The organism is Achromobacter veterisilvae (assembly GCF_037619525.1).
GTDB classification, from domain to species: Bacteria; Pseudomonadota; Gammaproteobacteria; order Burkholderiales; family Burkholderiaceae_B; genus Achromobacter; species Achromobacter veterisilvae.
Genome location: NZ_CP148753.1, coordinates 6,142,455 through 6,163,445, shown reverse-complemented (window position 1 = coordinate 6,163,445; position 20,991 = coordinate 6,142,455). Strand labels below are relative to the sequence as shown.

The window sequence follows — 20,991 nt, the reverse complement described above, 5'->3', positions numbered from 1 at the left end:
AGGGCGATTCAGGCGCTGGCCAGGCTGGAGGCGCGCTGCGCGGCGGCGGCGGGCTCCTGTGGCGCGGGCGCGAAGACCCGCAGCCGGTGGCCGTCGGGGTCCAGCGCCACGAAGGTGCGGCCGAAGTCCATGTCGGTGGGCGCCTGCAGGATGGGCAGGCCGCGCAGGCTCCAGTCCACGTGGCGGCGGTTCAGCGCGTCGGCGTCGGCGACGGTGAACGCGAGTTCGGACGCGCCGCCGCGGCCGGCCGCGGCGGGCTCCACGGTGTGGCGCGACCACAGGCCCAGCATCAGGCCGGAATCCAGCGCGAACAGCGCGAAGGTGGGCGAGCTTTCGACCGGCGGACGCTGCAGCAGCGCGCTGTAGAACGCGGCGCTGGCGGCCGGCTTGTCCACGTAGAAAATGACGAAATTGGTGTCGGACATGATGCGCTCCAGGGAAGTAGACGCGCTCATCTTAGACAGGGGTGCTGTCAGTTTTTGGCAGTAGCCTTCAGCCGGAATGCCCGGCTTCGCGATGGATCGCGCGCCACTCCTTGAGCAGCGCATGCCGGCGCCTGGGATAGCGCGGCCCGGGCGCCAGCGTGGCGATGCGGTCGGTGCGGAAATGGCGGAAGTCCTGGCGCAGTTCGCACCAGGCCATGACGATGCGCACGCTGTCGAAAAACCCCAGCGCGAAGGGCCAGATCGCGCGGGCGGAATCGGCGCCCTTGTCGTCGCGGTAGGTGATGTCGAGCTTCTGTTCGTTGCGGATCGCCTGGCGGATGAGCGACAGGTCGACGCGGTCGACCACGGCCATCGAACTGGGGCCGACCAGCAGGGGAATGGCGTCCAGCTCGTCGCGCAGTTCCGCGGGCAGCACGGCGCCGATCTTGGCCAGCGCGTTGCGCGCGGCCTGCCCCAGCCGGGGGTCGGATCGGTCCGCCACCCAGCGCGTGCCCAGCACCAGCGCCTCGATTTCCTCGGTGCTGAACATCAGGGGCGGCAGCATGAAGCCGGGCCGCAGCACGTAGCCCACGCCCGGCTCGCCCTCGATCTCGGCCCCCTGCGATTGCAGGGTGGCGATGTCGCGGTACAGCGTGCGGATGCTGACGCCCAGGTCGGCGGCCAGCCGGCGCCCGCTGACGGGACGGCGGTGGCAGCGCAGGGTCTGGAGCAGACCCAGGAGTCTTTCGGCGCGGGACATGGGGCGGGGCGGGCGGATGGCGGATCGCGTAATGCTGCCATGAAACGGCAGCATCCGGGGCGCTTCCACCCGGCAGGCCCCGGATCAGGAGCCGGCCTTCCCGCCGCTCGCCACGTCGAGGACCGCGCCGTCTTCCAGGCTGATGCGGTAGATCTCGCGCACCACGTTGCCGGCGAAGCCGATTTCGACGATGGACACGTCCTTGAACGTCGTGGCGATGCCTTCGGGCAGCACGGCGTTGAACTTGTCCGCTTCCTGCTTCATCGCGTCCTGCAGGCGCGCGTCGTACGGCGTCATGCTGTAGACCAGCGTGGTGTGCGGGTTGTGCGCGCGCACTTCCTTGCCGTCCTGCAAGATGTTCACGCCGCTCACGCCCAGCGTGCGGACCAGGTCGCGGCCGGCGTCGCCCATCTTGGCATAGACGGGGCCCGTGACGCGCGGCAGCGGGCCGTCGCGCAGGGGCGCCAGGGCGGCGGTGGCGACGGTGTTGTAGCGCATCATGTCCTCGAAGCCCTGGCCGCTCTTGACCACGCCCAGGTCCAGCCACCACGGATGGCCCGCGCCTTTGGCGGCCTCGGTGGGGTAGAAGCTCTTCAGCGTGACCTGCAGCGGGGCCGGCGGCTTGGGCAGCGCCTTCAGCATGCGGGCGGGCGTGCCGGGATCGGCGCTGTGGATGTGCACCACCGTTACGTGCGGCATGTTGGGCGTTTCGGCCTCGGCCTTCAGACCGAGCCGGACCAGATCGGCCTTGAGCGCGCCGTTGACCTTGGCGTCCAGGACGGCGTTGACCTCCTGGGGCAGCCGGTACACCACGCCGTAGGTGGCCTTGTGCTCGCGGAACCCCGGCTGGTCCAGCGCGCTGTTGTCGATGGGCGCCGCGGCGCGCGCGGCGAACGAAGAGGCGAACAGGCCGAGGGCGGCCAGTTGGAAGACGCGCTTGATCATGGTGATTCCTTTTGTCGTGGAGGCCCGCGAGGGTCATCCGCAGTGTGGCCGCCGCGGATGTACCGCGTATTGCACCAAGCAAAAGAATCCCGATGCCAGCCGCCGCAAGTCCGATGGGAGGCGGAGGCCGGCCGATATCCGCCTACCCCAGAAAGACGATGGCGACGATGGCGATGCCCAGCAGCAGGTTCACGCCCACCCAGCGGCGGATGCCGCCCATGGCCAGCCCGCCCGCGGGCCAGTCGGACCGGGCGACCGCCGCGCCCAGCCGCGGGTAGAGGGCAAACCGGATGTTGGCGTAGATGGCCATCATCACGAGGCCGCCCGCGGCCATCGCGGTCCAACTGCGCGGCATGAAGAAGGCGCCGCCCGTCTGCGCCGCCTGCGCGGCTTCCTGCCCGATCATCGCGATGCCCGACAGCAGGATGAGCACGACGGCCGCCAGCACGGCGTTCAGGAACGGGCCCAGCACCGAGGCCATGAGCCGCAGGCGGACCGGCGGTTCCAGCCGGGCCGCGGCGGGGCGCAGGAAACAGTGGGCGAACAGCATGCCTCCGACCCAGAGGATCACGGCCATGACGTGGACGAACTTGAGCGCGCTGTAGAGCATGGGGGGAATCCGCCTCGTGGGAAGGGCCGCCGGGGGCGGCGAAATCTGTCCCCATCATATCCCCGTCAATGCCCGGCGCGCGGACTTGACCTGGATCATGGTTTTGCATTTAGAATGAGATTGATTTCTATTTGTAGTAAAGAGTCCAGGGAGCCTGACGTGCCGAACCCCGTGCTCGCTTCGAGCGACGCCGTCCACCTTTTGTATCGCGCGCATCATGGCTGGCTGCATGGCTGGCTGCGCGCCAAGCTCGGGAACACTTTCGACGCGGCCGACCTGGCGCAGGACACGTTCGTCCGGGTGCTGCGGCACCGCCATGAGCTGGACGCGCTGCGCGAGCCGCGCGCCTATCTCACCACGATCGCCAAGCGCCTGCTGATGAACCACCACCGGCGCCGGTCGGTGGAGCAGGCCTACCTCGAAGCCCTGGCCCTGATGCCCGAGCAACTGGCGCCCTCGGCCGAACAGCGCCTGATCGTCCTGGAAGCGCTGCAGGAAATCGACGAGATGCTGGCGGGCCTGTCGCTGCCCGCGCGCCAGGCCTTCCTGATGGCGCAACTGGAGGGCCTGAGCCACGGCGAGATCGCGGCCAGGCTCAACGTGTCGCTGCGGTCCGTGCACCGTTACATCGCCAAGGGATTCGAACAATGCATCATGGCGGCGATTTGACCGCGCTGCCAGAGGCGGGCGCGGAACTGCCCGCGGTGGAGCGCAGCGTGGCGCGCGAAGCCGCGCGCTGGCTGATGCGGCTGAGTTCGGGCCGGGCCACGGAAGCCGAGCGGCGGGCCTGCGACCAGTGGCGCGCCAGCAAGGCCGAGCACGAGTACGCCTGGCAGCGCGCGCAGCGCGTGAACGAGCGCTTCGGCCTGATCCCGTCGGCCCTGGGCATGGCCACCCTGAACCGGCCGGCGCTCAAGAACCGCCGCGCCGCGCTCAAGACGCTGGCGGCGCTGGTGGCGGCCGGCCCGGCCGCCTGGGCCGCGTGGCGCGCGGATCCCCTGGACTGGAGCGCCGACTACCGCAGCGCGGCCGGGGAGCGGCGCGACGTGCAACTGGCCGACGGCTCCATGCTGCACCTGAATACGGGCAGCGCCGTGGACGTGATGTTCAGCGCCACGGCCCGCCTGCTGCGGCTGCGTTCCGGCGAGATCGCCGTGCACGCGGTGGCCGACACCGCGGTGCGCCCCAGGCCGTTCGTGGTGCGCACCCGCCTGGGCGACATCGAGGCGCAGGCCTCGCGCTTCTGCGTGCGGCAGGAAGGGGCTTTTTGCCGAGTCAGCGTGCAGGAGGGGCGGGTCCGGGTCAGCAGCGCGGCGCAGCCGGGCGCTCCCGTCAGCCTGTCGGCGGGGGAGCAGGGCAGCCTGACGGATGCGGGCGTGTCGCCGCCGTCGCCCGCGGATCCCCACGCCAGCGACTGGCTGCGGGGCGTGCTGTATGCCAGCCGGATGCGCCTGGATGCCTTTGCCGCGGAACTGGACCGGTACCGGCCGGGCATCCTGCGCTGCGACCCCGAGGTGGCGCACCTGCGGATCTCGGGCGCTTTCCAGTTGCGCGACACCGACGCGGTGCTGGCCGCCCTGCCGGCGACCCTGCCGGTGCAGGTGCGCTACCGCACGCCGTACTGGGTGACCATCGGGCCGCGCGCGGCCGATGCCTGAGGCCGGCGACGGCCGCAACGAAAATCTTTTAGGAAAAGCTGTCCGATTTGGAATTCACGCGGGTCATGGTCTGTATAGGCAAACGAATGCCGACACCTTTTGGATCGAAAGGACGACCATGGCTCATCTTCCCGCCGGCCGCGCAAGCGGCTCCCGACCCGCCCGAGGCGCGCAATGCCGACTGACCCATCTTGCCGCCGCAGTGCATGCGGCGCTTGCCCTCACCGCGCTGTCCGGCGCCTTGCTGCCGGCGGCCGGCGCATGGGCCCAGGCATCGGAGCAGGCGCAGGCCCGCGGCTACCGCATTCCCGCGGGGCCGCTGGCCGAGGCGCTGCCGCGCTTTGCCGACAGCGCGGGCGTGACGGTGCTGTTCGACGCCGCGCTCGTGGGGCAGCGCCGCACGGCCGGACTCGACGGAGTCTATTCGGTGAGTGAAGGCTTTTCGCGATTGCTGGCGGGCAGCGGCCTGGGCGTGCGGGAACGCAGCGCCCGGGTCTACGTCCTGGAGGCGCAGGCGCCGGCCGGCGTGACGCAACTGGCGCCGGTCAAGGTGGAAGGCGAGGGCGCCGTGGCGGCGCCCGCCTGGCAGACCAGCACCGACCGCAAGCGCATGGACGATCTGCAGATCAGGAACTGGAGCGACCTGGGCAAGCGCGCCGAACCCGGTGTGAGCTTCAACCGGCAGAACAACAGCATCAACATCCGCGGCCTGGACCAGGACCGCGTGCTGACGCGCGTGGACGGCATCCGCCTGCCGTGGCTGGACGACGGCGCGCGCGGCGTGAAAGGCGGCCTGGAAGCGGTGGATTTCAACAGCCTGTCGCGGCTGGACATCGTGCGCGGCGCGGACGCGAGCGGCGGCGGTTCCGGCGCCATATCCGGCATCGCCGACCTGTACACGCTGGATCCGTTGGACCTGCTCGGCGACGGCAAGACCTTCGGCGCGCTGGCCAAGACGGACTACGATTCCGCCGACAGTAGCTGGGGCGCCAACGCGGCGCTGGCGGGCCAGGTCCACAACAACACGTTCTGGCTGGTGCAGGCGGGCGTGCGCAACGGCCACGCGCTGGACAACCGCGGCGACGTGGGCGGCTACGGCGCCAAGCGCAGCCAGCCCAGCCCCGAGGACTACGACCAGCGCAGCTTCCTGCTGAAGCTGCAGCAGCGCGTCGAAGGCGGGCACCGTTTCGGCCTGACGGGCGAATACTTCAAGCGCAACGCCGACATCGACAGCATGTTCGAGCAGGGCGCCGGCACCAGTTATCTCTACGGCGAGAATAGCACCCGCAAGGAAACCGAGCGCGAGCGCGTGTCGTTCGATTATTCCTACAAGGCGCCCGGCGACGGCGGCATCATCGATACGGCCTCGGCCGTCGTCTACTGGCAGCGACTGAGGCTGGACAACTCGCTGGACGGCGTGCGCAGCGTCGATTCGCGGGCCTCCGCCATCCCCGGCGACCCCTTCCGCTACGGCTTTCCCAGCGGCGCCTACGGCCGCAGCAATTCCATCCAGCAGACGCTGTTCGGCATGAACGGCGAATTGACCAAGCGGCTGGCCGGCGCATCGGTGTCGCAACTGTGGACGGTCGGCGGCGAGTGGTACGGCAACAAGACCGAGCAGAACTCCAGCGGCTACGACAATTGCCCGGCCATCCCCCCGGGCCTGCCGGCGCCGATGGGCCCGCGCTCCTGCGACATGCTGCACACCAACCAGGCCGACGTGCCGCAGTCCAAGGGCAGCCAGTGGGCCCTGTGGGTGCAGGACGAGTTCAGCTTCGCCGACGGCCGCTACACGGTCATGCCGGCCCTGCGCTACGACCACTACGAACAGAAGCCGCGGTCCACCGCCAGCTACGGCAGCAATCCGAATGCCGGCGCGCTGCCGCCGTCCAACAGCGGCAGCCGCTTTTCGCCCAAGCTGCTGGCCACCTGGAAGGCCCGGGACGACCTGAGCTTCTACGCCCAGTACGCCTACGGCTTCAAGGCGCCCAGCCCGACGCAGCTCTACACCAACTACGGCGGCCCGGGCACCTATCTGCGCGTGGGCAATCCCTACCTGAAACCCGAGACCAGCAAGGGCTGGGAGCTGGGGGCCAAGATGGGATCCGACGATCTGGGCGGCGCGCTATCGTTCTTCGACAACCGTTATCAGAACTTCATCGACGGCGACGTGCCCCTGAATGCGAGTTCGCCGCAGTGGCAGCCGGGCTGGGATGGCCAGTATCCTTTGGGGGTGAGCGGGAACGTGAACCGCGCCAAGGTGCGCATCTACGGCGCCGAGGCCAGCGCGCACTGGAAATTCTCGCCGGGATGGCGCACCTGGGGCTCGCTGGCGTGGGCCGTGGGCAAGGACGAGGGCACGGGGCAGTACCTGAACTCCGTGGCGCCGCTGAAAGCGGTGCTGGGGGTGGGCTACGGCCGCGACGTGTGGGGCGTGGACGCGATGCTGACGACCGCGCTGCAACGCAACAAGGTCGAGTATCCCGACGCCGCGGCCGACGCGCCCAACCCCGATTTCAAGGCGCCCGGCTATGGCGTGGTGGACTTGATGGGCTATTGGCGCCCCGCGGCCGTGAAGGGGCTGCAGGTGCAGGCGGGCGTTTTCAACCTGTTCGACAAGAAGTACTGGGAGGCCATCAATGTGCCGACCGCCGGCGCCACCGCGATTCCGCGTCCGGTCGATTGGTACACGGAACCGGGGCGCAGCGTCCGCGTCTCATTGACATACCAGTATTGATTCCGAGCCGCCGCCAGCCGGCGGCGGCTTTCGCAACCCGATTCAACGGCCGGAGGGCCCACTATGAGCAGCAACACCGATTTCACGTCCCGCGCGCAGGCGCTGCGCGCCCGCAACGAGGCCCTGGCCGCCTCCCAGCCCGGGCTGCGCGCCCGCAACCTCGCCCAGGCGCTGGGCGTGTCCGAAGCCGAGTGGGTGGCGGCGGGCTGCGGCGGCGTGCAAGCCACCGCCCTGCGCGGCACGCCCCAGGAAATCTTCCGGGAACTCGGCACGCTGGGCGAAGTCATGGCGCTGACGCGCAACGACTGGTGTGTGCACGAGCGCCACGGCGTGTATGAAGACATCCAGGCCGAAGGTCCGGTGGGCTTGGTGCTGGGACCGGACATCGACCTGCGCGTGTTCTTCACCGCCTGGAAGTCGGCCTGGGCGGTCGAACAGGACGGCCGCCACAGCCTGCAGTTCTTCGACGGCGCGGGCGTGGCGGTGCACAAGGTCTACCGCACCGAGGCGACCGACGCCGCGGCCTACGACGCGCTGGTCGCGAAGTTCGCGGGCGAGGCGCAATGGCCCGAGGCCGCGCCCTATGCGCCCGCCGCCGACGCGGACCGCGTCGAGGACAGCGCGCAATGGCGCGAGGCCTGGCTGGCCATGCAGGACACGCACGAGTTCTTTCCGCTGCTGCGCAAGTTCAAGGTGTCGCGCCTGGCGGCGCTGGCCGCGGCGGGCGAGGACCTGGCGCAGCCCGTGCCCGCGGATTCCGTCGAACGCATGCTGGAATCCGCGGCGCAGTCGGGCCTGTCCATCATGTGCTTCGTGGGCAACCGCGGCATGATCCAGATCCACACCGGCCCGGTGCGGCAACTGCGCCGCACCGGCCCCTGGTACAACGTGCTGGATCCGAAGTTCAACCTGCACCTGGACACGACTGCCATCGCGTCGGCCTGGGTGGTGAACAAGCCGACCTCCGACGGCTGGGTCACCTCGCTGGAACTGTATTCCGCCACGGGCGACCTGATCGCGCAGTTCTTCGGCGAACGCAAGCCGGGCAAGCCGGAACTGGCCCCATGGCGCGAACTGATGGCCAGCCTGTGCAGCGTGCCGCTGGCCGCCTGAGGACGATGCGATGAAGACATGGTTGGCAGTGGCAATCGGGTGGATGCTGGCCGCGGCCGCGCACGCGGCGCCGCCCGGGCGGGTGGTGACGCTGGGCGGCAGCGTGACCGAGATCGTCTACCAGTTGGGGCAGGGCGGGCGGCTGGTGGGGGACGACCTCTCCAGCCTGTATCCCGAGGCGGCGACCAGGCTGCCGCGCGTCGGCTATTACCGCTCGGTGCCGGTGGAAGGGGTGCTGGCGCTGCAGCCCGACCTGGTGCTGGCGTCCGAACAGGCCGGTCCGCCCGACGCGCTCAAGCGCCTGGGCGAGGTCGGCGTGCGCGTGGTGACCGTGCCGGATTCGCCCTCGGTCGATTCGCTCAAGGCGCGCATCCGCAACATCGCCGAGGCGCTGGACGTGGCCCCCGAGGGCGAGCGCCTGGTGGAGCGCATCGGGCGCGAACTCAAGGAGGTCGAAGCGATCCCCGTCACGCAGGCGCGCGCCGTCCTGCTGATCAACCGCACCGGCACCCTGCAAGGGGCCGGGCGCGGCACCGCCGCCAACGAAGTCATGGCGATGGCGGGCCTGGTCAACGTGCTGAAGGACCAGCAGGGCTACAAGCCGGTTTCCGCCGAAGCGGTCGGCGCGCTGGCGCCGGACCTGATCGTGGTAACGAAGACTTCGCTCGAAGCCACCGGCGGGCCGGAGAAGCTGCTGGCCATGCCGGGCATCGCCTCCACGCCCGCCGCCGCGCGCCGGCGCGTGATCGTCATGGACGACCTGCTGCTCCTGGGCATGGGTCCGCGGCTGCCGCTGGCGCTGACCGAGCTCAAGCGGGAGGCCGCCGGTGCGATGGCGCGCTAGCGCCGGGCGCGCCAGGCCGCCGCTGGCCCTGCTGCTGCTGGCCGTGGCCGTCGTCGCGGTGGCGCTGGCCGCCAGCAGCAGCGGCGCGGTCCGGATCCCGCTGCGCGAACTGCCGTCCCTGCTGTGGGGCGACCCCGCGCCCGGCAGCGAACTGTGGCGCAACGTGCTGATCGACATCCGCCTGCCGCGGGTGCTGTTCGCGCTGGTCGCCGGCGCGGCGCTGGCCATTTCCGGCGCCTCCATGCAGGCGCTGTTCCGCAACCCCCTGGCGGAACCCGGTCTGATCGGCATTTCGGCCGGCGGCGCGCTGGGGGCGGTCGGGGCCATCGTCCTGACCTCGGGCGGATTCTGGATCCTGGCGCCCTCGGCCTTCGCGGGCAGCCTGCTCGCCACCTTCTGTGCCTACGCCCTGGGCCGCCGGGTGCCCGGCGTGGCGGGGCTGCTGCTGGCCGGCATCGCGATCAACGCGGTGGCCGGGGCCGTGATCGGCCTGTTCACGTTCGTCGCCAACGACGCGCAACTGCGCGACCTGACCTTCTGGAGCATGGGCAGCCTGGCGGGTGCGAACTGGAAGCTGCTGGCGTTCCTGGGCCCATGGGTGCTGCTGGTGTCGCTGTGGCTCATGAGCCAGTGGCGCGTCATGAACGCCCTGCTGCTGGGCGAGCGCGAGGCCCAGCACCTGGGCTACGCGCTCAAGCGCGTGCGGGCCCGGCTGGTCCTGGCCTGCGCCCTCATCGTCGGCCCGCTGGTGGCGGCCACGGGCGGCATCGCGTTCGTGGGCCTGGTGGTGCCGCATCTGGTGCGCATGACGCTGGGCGCCAACCACCGCTGGCTGCTGCCCGCCTGCGTGCTGGGCGGCGCGCTCGCCCTGGCGCTGGCCGACTGGCTGTCGCGCGTCGCGGTGGTTCCGGCCGAACTGCCGATCGGGCTGGTCACCAGCCTGGTGGGCGGGCCGTTCTTCCTGTGGCTGCTGGCGCGCGGCCGGAGGCACGGATGATGCTGGCGGCCGAGAACCTGACATTGGCGCGCGGCGGCAACCGCATCCTGGACCAGGTGTCGCTGGCGCTGCGGCCCGGCGAGGTCGTGGGCCTGCTGGGCGCCAACGGCGCGGGCAAATCCACGCTGCTGGCCGCGCTGTCGTCCGAACTGGCGCCCGACGCCGGCCGCGTGCGGCTGGGCGGCGCCGACCTGGCGCGGCTGCCGCACCGGCAGCAGGCCCGCCAGCGCGCCGTGCTGCCGCAGAAGCCCGGGCTGAGCTTCGACCTGGACGTGCGCGAAGTGGTGGCGATGGGCGCTTATCCGTTTCCGGAACTGTCCCCGGCCGGCGTGGACGCCCTGGTGGACCGGGCGCTGGGGTGGGCCGACGTGGCGCATTTGCACGCCCGGCGCTATCCCGAGCTGTCGGGCGGCGAGCAGCAGCGGGTGCAGTTCGCCCGCGTGCTGGTGCAGTGCAACGCGGCGCGCGTCCAGGGCGAGCCCCGCTACCTGCTGCTGGACGAGCCCACCGCCAGCCTGGACCCCAAGCACCAGGGCGACCTGCTGCGGGTGGCGGCGGACCTGGCGCACGCGGGAGATACCGGCGTACTGGTGATCCTGCACGATATGAACCTGGCCGCGCGCTGGTGCGACCGCCTGCTGCTGCTATGCGCGGGCCGCGCCATCGCCGCGGGCACGCCCGCCGAGGTGCTGACGCCGGGCAACCTGTACCTGGCCTATGGAATCCACGCGCAGGTCATCGCGCATCCGCTGCAGGCGGGGCGCCTGCTGGTGGTCATGGGGTGACGCGGGGCGCGGCGCCGGTAAAATGGCGGGAACGCATTCTTCACCCACCATTGCACAGGACCCCGTGTCATGCCTACTTTTGACGTCGTCTCCGAAGTCGACAAACACGAACTCTCCAACGCCGTCGACCAGGCCAATCGCGAACTCGCCACCCGCTTCGATTTCAAGGGCAGCGATGCCAAATTCGAACTGGAAGGCTTCGTCGTGACCCAGGTCGCCTCCAGCGCGTTCCAGCTCAAGCAGATGCTGGACATCCTGCGCGGACGCCTTTCGGCGCGCGGCATCGACGTGCGCTGCCTGGACGTCGCCGATCCGCTCGAGAACCTGGGCGGCGCGCGCCAGAAGATCACCATCAAGCAGGGCATCGAGCAGCCCGTGGCCAAGAAGCTCATCGCCGCCATCAAGAACGCCAAGCTCAAAGTGGAATCGCAGATCAACGGCGACAAGCTGCGCATCAGCGGCAAGAAGCGCGACGACCTGCAAACCGCCATCGCGCTGCTGAAAAAGACCGACGTCGACCTGCCCTTGCAGTTCGAGAACTTTCGCGATTGATGTCTATGGCTCAGGTGTCTGACACCCTTATAGGTTCAGGTGTCTGACACCCGTACGAGATGCCCGTGAGACCGTCGCTGCGCTCGCCGGGTGTCAGACACCCATGCGGCGCCCTGGCACCGCGAAGGCCATTTCGTATGGGTGTCTGACACCTGGAACGAGTGTCAGACACCTTCCCCCGACAAGGCTTCTTCGAAACGGCCCATGGCGCATTCTTCTGAACTCCAGCTTATCGTCGAACTGGCGCGCGCCGGCGGCATGTCCGCGGCGGCGCGGGAACTGGGCGTCACGCCCGCCGCCGTCAGCAAGCGGCTGGCCCAGATCGAGGCGCGGCTGGGCGTGCGGCTGGTCAACCGCAGCACGCGGCGCCTGAGCCTGACGGCCGAAGGCGAGGTCTATCTGGAAAACGCCCGGCGCATCCTGGGCGAAATCGAAGACCTGGATGAATTGATCGCCAGCCGCCAGGCCAGTCCGCGCGGCCTCTTGAAGGTCAACGCGCCGCTGGGCTTCGGCCGCAGCTACATCGCGCCCGCGATCGCGGAATTCGCGCGGAAATATCCCGAGGTGTCGCTGCAATTGCAGTTGACCGACAGTCCGGCGGACTTCGTGCAGGACGCCTTCGACGTGGCGGTGCGTTTCGGCGACCTGCCCGACACGCGCCTCATCGCCCGCAGGATCGCGCCCAACCGCCGCCTGGTCTGCGCATCGCCCGGCTATCTCAAGATCCACGGCGTGCCGGCCACGCCGCACGACCTGGCGCGCCACCAGTGCATTGTGCTGCGCCAGAACGAGGCCGCCTACGGACTGTGGCGCTTCACCAAGGGTCGCCGCAGCGAAACCGTGAAGGTGCGCGGCGGCCTGAGCAGCAACGACGGCGAAGTCACGCTGACCTGGGGCCTGGCGGGCCTGGGCATCCTGCAGCGCGCCGAATGGGACCTGGCCCGTTACCTGCGCAGCGGCCGGCTGGTGCGTGTGCTGGAAGACTACGCCTTGCCGCAGGCCGACATCTACGCCGTGTTCCCCGAAAGGCACCACCTGTCCACGAAGGTGCGGGTGTTCGTGGACTTCCTGGTGGCGTACTTCCAGAAGGGCGAAGACAGCCAGTGGTGAGCCGCCGCCCGGCTCAAGCCGTCCACAGGTGCTGCGCCGCGTAGGCGCGCCACGGGCGCCAGGCCTCGGCCCGGGCCAGCAACTGCGCGGGCGTGTAGGCGCGCGATTCCAGGCGTTCCAGCGCGCGGATCAGGCCGATGTCGGCGGACGGGAAGGCGTCGGGTTCGCGCAGTTGGCGCAGCGCGATGTACTGCGCCGTCCATTCCCCCACGCCGCGGATGGCGCGCAGGCGCTGGACGGATTCCGCCAGCCCGTTGCCGGCGTCGAACAAGTGCCTGTCCGCCACCGCCGCGGCGGCCACGGCGGACAGCGTCGCCGCGCGGCTGCGGGGCATGCCCAGGGACGCCAGCTCGGCGGCCGCGACCGCCTCGGGCCGGGGGAACACGTGGGTCAGTTCCCCGTCGGGCCGGGCCATCGGCTCGCCATGCGCGGCGACCAGCCTGCCGGCCAGGCGGACGGCCGCGGCGACCGTGATCTGCTGGCCCAGCACGGCGCGCATGGACAGCTCGGATCCGTCCCAGGCGCCGGGCACGCGCAGCCCGGGACGGGCCTGGATCAGCGCCGTCATGACCGGGTCCCGCGAGAACTGCGCGGCGATGGCGACGGGATCGCTGGCCAGGTCGAAGACGCGGCGCAGGCGGGCGATGATGGCGGGCAGCGCCTGCAGCCTGGGGAAGCGCACGACGGCCCGCAGCGCATTGCCCGGGCCGGGCCGCAGCGTCACCGTGCCCTGGTGCCCATCGAGGCAGAGGGTGCGCGCGTAGGCGTCGTCCGTGACCCGCTCGACGCCGGGAATGGCGCGCAGGCGCAGGAAGCCCAGCATGGCCTCCCAGTCGTAGGGCGGCCGATAGCGCAGCAGCAGTTCGATCTCGCCTTCGCGGCCGGCCGGGACTTCGGGCTTTTCGGAGCGGCGGAGTTCGCCCGGCGCCCGCCCGAACAGGCGATGGAATATCTCGTTGAAGCGGCGGATGCTGCCGAAGCCCGACGCGAAGGCGACCTCGGCCATCGGCAGGCGGGTTTCGTGGATTAGCTGTTTGGCCAGCAGCACGCGCCGCGTCTGGGCGACGGCCACGGGCGAGGCGCCCAGGTGCTGGCGGAACTGGCGCCGAAGCTGGCGTTCGCCCACGCCCAGGCGCCGGGCCAGCGCGTCCATGCCTTCCTCGTCCAGCGCGCCCAGCTCGATCAATTGCAGCGCCCGCGACACGCTGTCGGGCAGTTCGTGCCCCGGCCCCAGCTCGGGCGCCGTCTCGGGCCGGCAGCGCAGGCAGGGGTGGTAGCCCGCCTCCTGCGCCGCCGCCGCGGTCGCATAGAACGTGACGTTCTTCGAGAGCGGCGTGCGCGCCGGGCAGACCGGGCGGCAATAGATGCCCGTGGTCTTGACGGCGGTGAAGAAGCGGCCGTCGTAGCGGGCGTCGCGCACTTGGATCGCGCTGTAGCAGGCGTCGTGGTTCAGGTCCATGCGCCGATACTACCGCCGCCGCCGGACCATGATCTAGCGGTTTTCGGACAGGGTTGTGTTTGTCACTCATGTCCGGAAACCGCCAGTCCGATCGCCGCGGCGGTTCCATAATGACGCCATCGGACTCATCAGGAGACGCATCATGCCGGCCCTAACCTTCGCCCTGGAACGCGTCGCCACGCCGCTGGGCCAGATGCTCGTGCTGACCGACGAGCAGCAGCGGCTGCGCGCGGTCGATTGGGAAGACCACGAAACGCGCATGCATACCTTGCTGCGCCGCCAGTACGGCACGGACGCCGTGCGGCTGGATGGCGCCGGCCAGCCCTCGCGGGCGCGCCGCGCGCTGGAGGCCTACTTCGACGGCGAGCTTGCCGCCATCGACGGCTTTCCGGTGGCGTTCGGAGGCACGGTGTTCCAGCGCCAGGTCTGGCAGGCGCTGCGCGGCATCGCGGGCGGGCAGACGGTCAGCTATGGGGCGCTGGCCCACCGCATTGAACGGCCGACCGCGGTGCGCGCGGTGGGCCTGGCCAACGGCGCCAACCCGGTGGGCATCGTGATTCCATGCCACCGGGTGATCGGCGCCAACGCGTCCCTGACGGGCTACGGCGGCGGGCTGCACCGCAAGCGCTGGCTGCTGGAACACGAAGCCCGCCATTGCGCGCGCCCGGCCCGACCTTCAACTCCAGGTTAAAGATGTTTTGAGTTTCGGCGCCGTCCCGCGCGCCGGCGGTCGGTACAGTGCCTGCAAGACTCATCGGCAAGGAACCGCCCGCACATGAAGACCTATCGCATCGCAACCATCCCCGGCGACGGCATCGGCAAGGAAGTGATTCCGGCCGGGCGCCGGATCATGCAGGAACTGGCCCGGCAAGGCGGCCTGCGGTTCGAGTTCCAGGATTTCGACTGGGGCGGCGACTACTACCGCAAGCACGGCGCGATGATGCCCGCCGACGGGCTGGACGCCCTGCGCGACAAGGACGCGATCCTGTTCGGCTCCGCCGGCGACCCGCACATCGCCGACCACGTCACCCTGTGGGGCCTGAGGCTGAAGATCTGCCAGGGCTTCGACCAGTACGCCAACGTGCGCCCCACGCGCATCCTGCCCGGCATCGACGCGCCGCTCAAGCGCTGCACGCCGGAGCAGCTCAACTGGGTCATCGTGCGCGAGAACTCCGAAGGCGAGTACTCGGGCGTGGGCGGCCGGGTGCACCAGGGCCACCCCATCGAAGCCGCGACGGACGTGTCCATCATGACCCGCGCCGGCGTCGAGCGCATCCTGCGCTTCGCGTTCAAATTGGCGCAATCGCGTCCTCGCAAGCTGCTGACGGTGATCACGAAGTCCAACGCCCAGCGCCACGCCATGGTGATGTGGGACGAGATCGCGCTGCAGGTCAGCCGCGAATTCCCCGACGTGGCCTGGGACAAGGAACTGGTCGACGCCGCCACAGCGCGCATGGTGAACCGCCCGGCCTCGCTGGACACCATCGTCGCCACCAACCTGCATGCCGACATTCTCAGCGACCTGGCCGCGGCGCTGGCCGGCAGCCTGGGCATCGCGCCCACCGGCAACATCGATCCCGAGCGCCGCTACCCGTCCATGTTCGAACCTATCCACGGTTCCGCTTTCGACATCATGGGCAAGGGGCTGGCGAATCCGGTGGGCACCTTCTGGTCGGTGGTCATGCTGCTGGAGCACCTGGGCGAAACGCAGGCCGCCGCCCGGCTCATGCAGGCGATAGAAAGCGTCACCGCCGATCCCTCGCTGCACACCGGCGACCTCGGCGGCAGCGCGACCACCGAGCAGGTCACGGAGGCGGTCTGCGCGAAGCTGGCCGAGTTGGCGCCGGCCCGGGCCGCCTAGCGGCAAGGCGGGACGGGGACGCAGAGCCCCGCCCGCGCCGCCTTGCGGCAAAAAGAAGAAGCGAAATCCCTATTCGTAGCCAGGAGACAACCATGCATCAGAAAGCCGTTACCGCGCGCGCCTTGGCGTTCGCCTGCCTGTTGGGCCTGTCCTTCGCGGGCGGGGCGTCGGCGCAGTCCTATCCCGCCCGGCCGATCAGCCTGATCGTGCCGTTTCCGGCGGGCGGAACCACGGATGTGCTGGCCCGCGCGCTGGGGCAGGAACTGGCCAAGAGCCTGGGCCAGCCGGTGGTGGTGGAGAACAAGCCCGGAGCGGGTTCCACGCTGGGCGCGGACTACGTGGCCAAGGCGGCGCCCGACGGCTATACGCTGCTGATGGGGGCGGTGCACCATACGATCGCCACCAGCGTCTACAAGAGCCTGCACTACGACTTCCAGAAAGACTTCGCGCCGGTCACGACCGTCGCCCTGGTGCCCAACGTGCTGGTGGTCAATCCCAAGCTGGACGCCAAGAACGTGCAGGGCCTGCTGACCATGGCGCGGGCCGCGCCGGGCAAGCTGACCTACGGATCGAACGGCATGGGCACCGGCCAGCACCTGATCGGGGCGCAGTTCGAAAAGGAAGGCCAGGTGAAATTGCTGCACGTGCCCTACAAGGGCAGCGGGCCGCTGACCACCGACCTGCTGGGCGGCCAGATCGACATGTCGTTCGATACGGTCACGCCGGTGCTTGCGCACATCCAGAGCGGCAAGCTGCGCGCGCTGGCCGTGACCACGAACAAGCGCTCGGCGGCGCTGCCCGACGTGCCCACGATGGAAGAGGCGGGCCTGAAGCCGTTCGACATGGGCACGTGGTTCGGCGTGCTGGCGCCGGCCGCCGCGCCCGCGGACGTGGTCGAGCGGTTGAACGCGGAGATGGTGAAGATCATCCGTTCGCCGGATTTCTCGCGCCGGATGGCGGAGATCGGCGCGGTGCCCATCGGCGACAGCCCGGCCGAAATGAAGGCCCGCATCGGCGCGGACACCGAGAACTACGCCAAGCTGGTCAAGGAAGCCAAGGTCGCCATCAACTGAGGACTGCGCGCGGAAGCCCTACGCTCGGATGCCCTACGCTCGGATCCAGCCGCGCGCGATGGGCAGGGCCAGCACCTTGCGGTACAGGCCCTGGGCGGCCGCGGTCAGCGGCGCGCCCGCGCGGTTCCATACCGGCACGGCGGCGCCCGCGGCCAGCGGCGCCAGCGCCAATCCGCCCAGGATGTCCAGCGGGAAGTGCACGCCAAGGTAGACGCGCGATGCGCCCACCAGCGCCGCCAGCGCCAGCGCGGCCCAGCCCAGGCCGGCCCAGCGCCGGTCGAAGATCAGCGTGCAGGCCAGCGTGGCGATGATGATGGTGTGGTTGCTGGGGAAAGACGAGGTCGCCGCGTGCGCGAAGAAGGCATGCCCTAGCCCGATGGCGAAGGGGCGGGGATGCGGCCACAGCGCGCCGCACAGATAGCTGGCGAACAGCCCCAGCGCGATGCTGGCCAGCGCCTTCAGCGCCAGGTTGCGCTGGGCTTCGCCGCCCCACAGCCAGGCGGCGGCCAGCGCGCCCGGCACCAGCAGGATCAGCTTGTTGGCCGCCAGCATGGCGGCGTGGATCCGCCATACCGGCGTGGCGGGGTCGGCGTTGAGCAGAAGGAAAAGGGACTGGTTCAGGCTTTCCAGGAAATTCATGACAAGTCATCGCGGCGTAACAATCCAATAGCCGCGATGGTAATGAGGTTTCCCGTCAGTCCGCTTACAAAATGCGCCGAATCCCGTGGTTTTACTTCTGGATGCGTTTGCCCTGCGCGTCGATCACGGCCTCGCCGTCTTCCTTGGAGAAGGCGCCCTGCTGCGGGGCCGGCAGGATGTCCAGCACCAGTTCCGACGGGCGGCACAGGCGGGCGCCCAGCGGCGTCGAGACGAAGGGGCGGTTCAACAGGATGGGGTGCTGTTCGATGGCGTCCAGCAGCGCTTCGTCCGAGAGGGACGTGTCGTCCAGGCCCAGTTCCTGGTAGGGCGTCCCTTTTTCGCGCAAGGCGTCGCGCACGCCGATGCCGGCCTGCTTGAACAGCGCCTTCAGCGTCGCGCGCGACGGCGGCGTTTCCAGGTACAGCACGACGGCGGGCTCGATGCCTGCGTTGCGGATCATGGCCAGGGTATTGCGGGAGGTGCCGCACTTGGGGTTGTGATAGATGGTTACGTCGGACATGGGGGCTCCTCTTTCCGGTGAATCGTCATGCGAGGCAATGAGCATAGTGCATCCGCGCCCGCGCTTCAGGCGCGCAGCTTTTTCCCCAGGCGCCGCCAGCCGACGACGACGCCGGTCAGGCTGAGCGCCGCGCCGCCCAGACTCAGGAAGATCAGCACGGCGTCCCAGAGCGGGCGGCGGTCCAGCAGGCCGTTCCAGTCCCAACTGTGCATGAACGCGAACAGCCAGCGGCTGGCGCGGGCGCCGCGGTCCTGCCGCCCCAGCACCTGGCCCGTGCGCGGATCCAGGTAGACCCAGGTGGCTTGCGGATCGCCGAAGACCAGCCGCCAGGCCGGCAGCGGCTTTTCGATATGGCCCAGCATCGCATGCGCATCGCGCGCGTAGTAGTAGAAGTCATGGGCGTCCAGCACTTCGATGCCGCGCAGCGGCGCGCCGGGCAGCAGCCGGGCGGCCGCGGCGCGCAGCGCCGTTGTGTCGAAGGCATAGGGTGCCGCGCCGCGGGCGGACAGCACTTGCGGCGCGCCCGGCCCGCTGCGCGCCAGCGCCAGGTCGCGGCCGTCGACGCGGGTCCAGACGAGTTCGCGGGGCGGGGCGGGCAGGGCCGCGATCAGCGCGCCGGGCGAGGCCAGCGGCCGCCCGGCCTCGGGTTCGCCGGCGTACGCGGCCAGGGCGAGCGGCGCCGCGTCGCCGGTGAAGAGCTTCCACGGATTCATCGACATCAGCCCGCTGAAAATCCAGGTGATGGTGATGGCGGCGAACAGCAGGCCGCTGAGGTGATGCCAGCGCATCATGGATTCGCGGTAGGGCGAGCGGCTGCCGCTGGCGTACGGCCGCGAAAATCGCCAGCGCAGCACGCCGACGACCGTGCCCGTCAGCGCGACCAGCACGCCGGCCACCGACAGCCAGACCACGATGTCGTGCCACCAGGGGTCCAGCGCGCTGCCGCGCAGCGGATACAGCCAGTGGATCCAGGCGCCGGCATAGTTCCACAGGCGTTCGGCGCGCGTGGCGTCCAGCACCACCATGCCGGTCGCGGACGAAATGTACAGGCGCGTGCGCTCGGGGTCTTCCATGTCCACCCGATGCAGCGGGCGGTCCGCGTCCAGCGCGCGGGAGTGCGTGTAGACGTCCTCGTCCACCGTGCCGCCGTAATGCGCCGCGTACCGGCCGCCGAACCAGGCCGCGGCCGTCGCCCGCGCCACCTCGGCATCGGCCCGGGGCAGGAGGGCGCCGGTGGCGGCGTCCACCACCTTGGGGGCCTCGCGCCTGCCGCCGGGAACCACGTAGACGGGCGCGCCGCCGCGCGCGGCGGCCAGGCTCAGGCCGGGGGCATCGCCGGCGCCCGCGGCCGCCAGGGCCTGGGCCGGCGTCACGGAAAGGGCGGCGTCCAGCGGCGCCAGGTGGGCCAGCCGTTCCTGCTGCGCAAGCTTGGGGTAGCCCACGTACATCATCACCATGCCGGACAGGAACCACATGGCGAAGAACAGGCACAGCACGATGCCCGCCCATCGGTGCGTAAGGTAGAGCCAGCGCTTGGCCCGGGCGGACAGCGGCGGGCCGGCGGGCCGCCGCGGGGAGGATCGGGAAAAGATGGCGCTCATGGAAATCTCGGTGGCGGACCGGCATGCGCGCCCCGGTTCGTCCGGCGCGGAGCCGGGGGCGCGACAGGCTGTCGGATCGCGCCAGGCGCGGAACCGCCTGGCGATCGGGACGCAGCGGGGCAGCGGCGGGCGGCCGTCAGGCCGCGGGCCGCGCCGGCTCAGGCCGCCGGCGGTGCGCGCGGCTGCGCCGCGCTCCAGGCATGAAGGGGATGCGCCGCCAGGAAAAACAGCGGCGGATAGCCGACGGCGCGGGCCGCCGGGGCCGGCAGCACCGGGACGGGCGCGGGCAGGATGGCGGCGTCGGCCTGCGGGTTGCGACAGAACGGGCAGTGCTGGCCGTCGCCGTGCGCGCCGCCATGGTCCGCGCCGCGGTCGTCGCCGCTCAGGTCCAGCGGCACCGACGATGCGCCGTCCGCGGCGCAATACTCGACGCTGATGCGCTGGCCGGCCCGGTCTTGCTGGCCCATGCCCAGCGCGTGCGCCAGCGAGGGCGCGAGCGACGCCCACAGGATCGCGGCGAACGCGAGCCAGAGGGCCGGGCGGGTCAGGAACGAGGCGGTGCGCATGGCTGCCGATTATATCGGAGCAGGCCCGCCGGGACCCCTATACCGACAGGTGCCGGCGCACGTCTTCCCCGTCGATCTCCGCGCGGCCGCCGCTGGCCGCCACCTCGCCCCGCGACAGCACCACGAACTGGTCCGCGAGTTCGCGGGCGAAGTCGAAGTATTGCTCGCACAGCAGGATGGCGATGTCGCCGCGCTGCCGCAGCATGTGGATGACGCGGGCGATGTCCTTGATGATGGACGGCTGGATGCCTTCGGTGGGTTCGTCCAGGATGATGAGCCGCGGTTCGGCCACCAGCGCGCGGGCGATCGCCAATTGCTGCTGCTGCCCGCCGGACAGGTCGCCGCCGCGGCGCGGCAGCATGTCCGCAAGCACGGGGAATAGTTCGAAGACCTCCGCCTTGATGCGGCGCGCGCGGGCCGCGGGCTTGGAGGCCATGCCCATCAGGATGTTCTCTTCCACCGTCAGGCGGGCGAAGATGTCGCGGCCCTGCGGCACGTAGGCCATGCCGCGGGCGGCGCGCTGGTGCGGCGCCAGCCGCGTGATGTCCTCGCCGTCGAAGGCTACGCGGCCGCGCGCCACCGGCAGCACGCCCATCAGGCACTTGAGCAGCGTGGTCTTGCCCACGCCGTTGCGGCCCAGCAGCGCCAGGCATTCGCCCTGGCGCAGCGACAGCGATACGCCGCGCAGGGTATGGCTGCCGCCGTAGTATTGGTCGATCGCGTTCACTTCCAGCAT

General features: G+C 70.4%; 22 protein-coding genes. 12 read left to right on the top strand and 10 right to left on the bottom strand.

Translation table 11 applies throughout. The features are described from left to right. Positions 1-8: 8 nt before the first annotated feature. The 4 genes from WHX56_RS28710 to WHX56_RS28695 all read right to left on the bottom strand — a co-directional run bounded on the left by WHX56_RS28710 (position 9) and on the right by WHX56_RS28695 (position 2,740). Positions 9-425, bottom strand: a complete 417-nt coding sequence (locus WHX56_RS28710; protein ID WP_338879644.1) for a VOC family protein — start codon at positions 423-425, stop codon at positions 9-11. Positions 426-492: 67 nt separating this feature from the next. Then, positions 493-1,185 carry a helix-turn-helix transcriptional regulator gene (locus WHX56_RS28705; RefSeq protein ID WP_129245654.1) on the bottom strand — a complete coding sequence of 231 codons (693 nt, stop codon included), beginning with the start codon at positions 1,183-1,185 and terminating at the stop codon, positions 493-495. Between the two features lie 84 nt (positions 1,186-1,269). Then, positions 1,270-2,130 carry a hypothetical protein gene (locus tag WHX56_RS28700; protein WP_338879643.1) on the bottom strand — a complete coding sequence of 287 codons (861 nt, stop codon included), beginning with the start codon at positions 2,128-2,130 and terminating at the stop codon, positions 1,270-1,272. 142 nt (positions 2,131-2,272) lie between these two features. After that, positions 2,273-2,740, bottom strand: a complete 468-nt coding sequence (locus WHX56_RS28695; RefSeq protein WP_338879642.1) for a CopD family protein — start codon at positions 2,738-2,740, stop codon at positions 2,273-2,275. Positions 2,741-2,899: 159 nt separating this feature from the next. Here WHX56_RS28695 and WHX56_RS28690 point away from each other — a divergent pair, with 159 nt between their 5' ends. The 9 genes from WHX56_RS28690 to WHX56_RS28650 all read left to right on the top strand — a co-directional run bounded on the left by WHX56_RS28690 (position 2,900) and on the right by WHX56_RS28650 (position 12,536). Further along, the gene (locus tag WHX56_RS28690) at positions 2,900-3,409 is read left to right on the top strand and encodes a sigma-70 family RNA polymerase sigma factor (protein WP_129245661.1); all 510 of its coding nucleotides are present in this window, start codon (positions 2,900-2,902) and stop codon (positions 3,407-3,409) included. Then, positions 3,388-4,398, top strand: a complete 1,011-nt coding sequence (locus WHX56_RS28685; protein ID WP_338879641.1) for a FecR domain-containing protein — start codon at positions 3,388-3,390, stop codon at positions 4,396-4,398. The genes WHX56_RS28690 and WHX56_RS28685 overlap by 22 nt, the downstream gene beginning before the upstream one ends. Before the next feature lie 118 nt (positions 4,399-4,516). Further along, positions 4,517-7,135: a TonB-dependent receptor gene (locus tag WHX56_RS28680; protein ID WP_338879640.1), complete on the top strand. Its 2,619-nt coding sequence runs from the start codon at positions 4,517-4,519 to the stop codon at positions 7,133-7,135. A 63-nt stretch (positions 7,136-7,198) separates the two neighbouring features. Continuing rightward, complete coding sequence (locus tag WHX56_RS28675) at positions 7,199-8,248, top strand: hemin-degrading factor (protein ID WP_129245666.1); 1,050 nt, start codon at positions 7,199-7,201, stop codon at positions 8,246-8,248. 10 nt (positions 8,249-8,258) lie between these two features. Beyond that, on the top strand, positions 8,259-9,092 hold the full coding sequence (locus tag WHX56_RS28670) for a hemin ABC transporter substrate-binding protein (RefSeq protein ID WP_338879639.1): 834 nt from the start codon (positions 8,259-8,261) through the stop codon (positions 9,090-9,092). 22 nt (positions 9,093-9,114) lie between these two features. Further along, complete coding sequence (locus tag WHX56_RS28665) at positions 9,115-10,089, top strand: FecCD family ABC transporter permease (RefSeq protein ID WP_244235170.1); 975 nt, start codon at positions 9,115-9,117, stop codon at positions 10,087-10,089. Further along, positions 10,086-10,874 carry a heme ABC transporter ATP-binding protein gene (locus WHX56_RS28660; protein ID WP_338879638.1) on the top strand — a complete coding sequence of 263 codons (789 nt, stop codon included), beginning with the start codon at positions 10,086-10,088 and terminating at the stop codon, positions 10,872-10,874. The genes WHX56_RS28665 and WHX56_RS28660 overlap by 4 nt, the downstream gene beginning before the upstream one ends. Before the next feature lie 69 nt (positions 10,875-10,943). Next, positions 10,944-11,426 (top strand): YajQ family cyclic di-GMP-binding protein, encoded by a 483-nt coding sequence (locus WHX56_RS28655; protein ID WP_042794875.1) that lies wholly within the window; start codon positions 10,944-10,946, stop codon positions 11,424-11,426. Between the two features lie 204 nt (positions 11,427-11,630). Further along, positions 11,631-12,536 (top strand): LysR family transcriptional regulator, encoded by a 906-nt coding sequence (locus WHX56_RS28650; protein ID WP_129245671.1) that lies wholly within the window; start codon positions 11,631-11,633, stop codon positions 12,534-12,536. A 13-nt stretch (positions 12,537-12,549) separates the two neighbouring features. Here WHX56_RS28650 and WHX56_RS28645 read toward each other — a convergent pair whose 3' ends face one another. Further along, the gene (locus tag WHX56_RS28645; RefSeq protein ID WP_338879637.1) at positions 12,550-13,995 is read right to left on the bottom strand and encodes an AlkA N-terminal domain-containing protein; all 1,446 of its coding nucleotides are present in this window, start codon (positions 13,993-13,995) and stop codon (positions 12,550-12,552) included. Between the two features lie 142 nt (positions 13,996-14,137). On the opposite strand from WHX56_RS28645, the gene ogt reads away from it, so the two are divergent. The 3 genes from ogt (at position 14,138) to WHX56_RS28630 (ending at position 16,929) form a co-directional block, all read left to right on the top strand. Further along, the gene (gene ogt / locus WHX56_RS28640) at positions 14,138-14,686 is read left to right on the top strand and encodes a methylated-DNA--[protein]-cysteine S-methyltransferase (protein ID WP_338879636.1); all 549 of its coding nucleotides are present in this window, start codon (positions 14,138-14,140) and stop codon (positions 14,684-14,686) included. Positions 14,687-14,770: 84 nt separating this feature from the next. After that, positions 14,771-15,856: a tartrate dehydrogenase gene (locus WHX56_RS28635; RefSeq protein WP_338879635.1), complete on the top strand. Its 1,086-nt coding sequence runs from the start codon at positions 14,771-14,773 to the stop codon at positions 15,854-15,856. A 92-nt stretch (positions 15,857-15,948) separates the two neighbouring features. After that, positions 15,949-16,929, top strand: a complete 981-nt coding sequence (locus WHX56_RS28630) for a Bug family tripartite tricarboxylate transporter substrate binding protein (RefSeq protein ID WP_287752666.1) — start codon at positions 15,949-15,951, stop codon at positions 16,927-16,929. Positions 16,930-16,962: 33 nt separating this feature from the next. Here WHX56_RS28630 and WHX56_RS28625 read toward each other — a convergent pair whose 3' ends face one another. The 5 genes from WHX56_RS28625 to urtE all read right to left on the bottom strand — a co-directional run bounded on the left by WHX56_RS28625 (position 16,963) and on the right by urtE (position 20,991). After that, positions 16,963-17,568, bottom strand: coding sequence for a phosphatase PAP2 family protein (locus tag WHX56_RS28625; protein WP_338879634.1), 606 nt, complete (start codon positions 17,566-17,568; stop codon positions 16,963-16,965). A gap of 91 nt (positions 17,569-17,659) precedes the next feature. Then, positions 17,660-18,088, bottom strand: coding sequence for an arsenate reductase (glutaredoxin) (gene arsC, locus WHX56_RS28620; RefSeq protein ID WP_287752145.1), 429 nt, complete (start codon positions 18,086-18,088; stop codon positions 17,660-17,662). Between the two features lie 65 nt (positions 18,089-18,153). Beyond that, a complete protein-coding gene (locus WHX56_RS28615) occupies positions 18,154-19,689 on the bottom strand; it encodes a PepSY domain-containing protein (RefSeq protein WP_287752144.1) in 1,536 nt (511 codons plus the stop codon). A 158-nt stretch (positions 19,690-19,847) separates the two neighbouring features. After that, complete coding sequence (locus tag WHX56_RS28610; RefSeq protein WP_338879633.1) at positions 19,848-20,255, bottom strand: DUF2946 family protein; 408 nt, start codon at positions 20,253-20,255, stop codon at positions 19,848-19,850. A 37-nt stretch (positions 20,256-20,292) separates the two neighbouring features. After that, the gene (urtE, locus tag WHX56_RS28605; protein WP_129247073.1) at positions 20,293-20,991 is read right to left on the bottom strand and encodes an urea ABC transporter ATP-binding subunit UrtE; all 699 of its coding nucleotides are present in this window, start codon (positions 20,989-20,991) and stop codon (positions 20,293-20,295) included.

What these genes read in the sequence shown, in the direction of transcription:
- urtE (WP_129247073.1), bottom strand. Translation starts at nt 20,991, where the DNA reads ATGCTGGAAGTGAACGCGATCGACCAATACTACGGCGGCAGCCATACC.
- WHX56_RS28685 (WP_338879641.1), top strand. Translation starts at nt 3,388, where the DNA reads ATGCATCATGGCGGCGATTTGACCGCGCTGCCAGAGGCGGGCGCGGAA.
- WHX56_RS28670 (WP_338879639.1), top strand. Translation starts at nt 8,259, where the DNA reads ATGAAGACATGGTTGGCAGTGGCAATCGGGTGGATGCTGGCCGCGGCC.
- arsC (WP_287752145.1), bottom strand. Translation starts at nt 18,088, where the DNA reads ATGTCCGACGTAACCATCTATCACAACCCCAAGTGCGGCACCTCCCGC.
- WHX56_RS28630 (WP_287752666.1), top strand. Translation starts at nt 15,949, where the DNA reads ATGCATCAGAAAGCCGTTACCGCGCGCGCCTTGGCGTTCGCCTGCCTG.
- ogt (WP_338879636.1), top strand. Translation starts at nt 14,138, where the DNA reads ATGCCGGCCCTAACCTTCGCCCTGGAACGCGTCGCCACGCCGCTGGGC.
- WHX56_RS28700 (WP_338879643.1), bottom strand. Translation starts at nt 2,130, where the DNA reads ATGATCAAGCGCGTCTTCCAACTGGCCGCCCTCGGCCTGTTCGCCTCT.
- WHX56_RS28660 (WP_338879638.1), top strand. Translation starts at nt 10,086, where the DNA reads ATGATGCTGGCGGCCGAGAACCTGACATTGGCGCGCGGCGGCAACCGC.
- WHX56_RS28635 (WP_338879635.1), top strand. Translation starts at nt 14,771, where the DNA reads ATGAAGACCTATCGCATCGCAACCATCCCCGGCGACGGCATCGGCAAG.
- WHX56_RS28710 (WP_338879644.1), bottom strand. Translation starts at nt 425, where the DNA reads ATGTCCGACACCAATTTCGTCATTTTCTACGTGGACAAGCCGGCCGCC.
- WHX56_RS28705 (WP_129245654.1), bottom strand. Translation starts at nt 1,185, where the DNA reads ATGTCCCGCGCCGAAAGACTCCTGGGTCTGCTCCAGACCCTGCGCTGC.
- WHX56_RS28615 (WP_287752144.1), bottom strand. Translation starts at nt 19,689, where the DNA reads ATGAGCGCCATCTTTTCCCGATCCTCCCCGCGGCGGCCCGCCGGCCCG.
- WHX56_RS28645 (WP_338879637.1), bottom strand. Translation starts at nt 13,995, where the DNA reads ATGGACCTGAACCACGACGCCTGCTACAGCGCGATCCAAGTGCGCGAC.
- WHX56_RS28650 (WP_129245671.1), top strand. Translation starts at nt 11,631, where the DNA reads ATGGCGCATTCTTCTGAACTCCAGCTTATCGTCGAACTGGCGCGCGCC.
- WHX56_RS28675 (WP_129245666.1), top strand. Translation starts at nt 7,199, where the DNA reads ATGAGCAGCAACACCGATTTCACGTCCCGCGCGCAGGCGCTGCGCGCC.
- WHX56_RS28625 (WP_338879634.1), bottom strand. Translation starts at nt 17,568, where the DNA reads ATGAATTTCCTGGAAAGCCTGAACCAGTCCCTTTTCCTTCTGCTCAAC.
- WHX56_RS28655 (WP_042794875.1), top strand. Translation starts at nt 10,944, where the DNA reads ATGCCTACTTTTGACGTCGTCTCCGAAGTCGACAAACACGAACTCTCC.
- WHX56_RS28695 (WP_338879642.1), bottom strand. Translation starts at nt 2,740, where the DNA reads ATGCTCTACAGCGCGCTCAAGTTCGTCCACGTCATGGCCGTGATCCTC.
- WHX56_RS28610 (WP_338879633.1), bottom strand. Translation starts at nt 20,255, where the DNA reads ATGCGCACCGCCTCGTTCCTGACCCGCCCGGCCCTCTGGCTCGCGTTC.
- WHX56_RS28680 (WP_338879640.1), top strand. Translation starts at nt 4,517, where the DNA reads ATGGCTCATCTTCCCGCCGGCCGCGCAAGCGGCTCCCGACCCGCCCGA.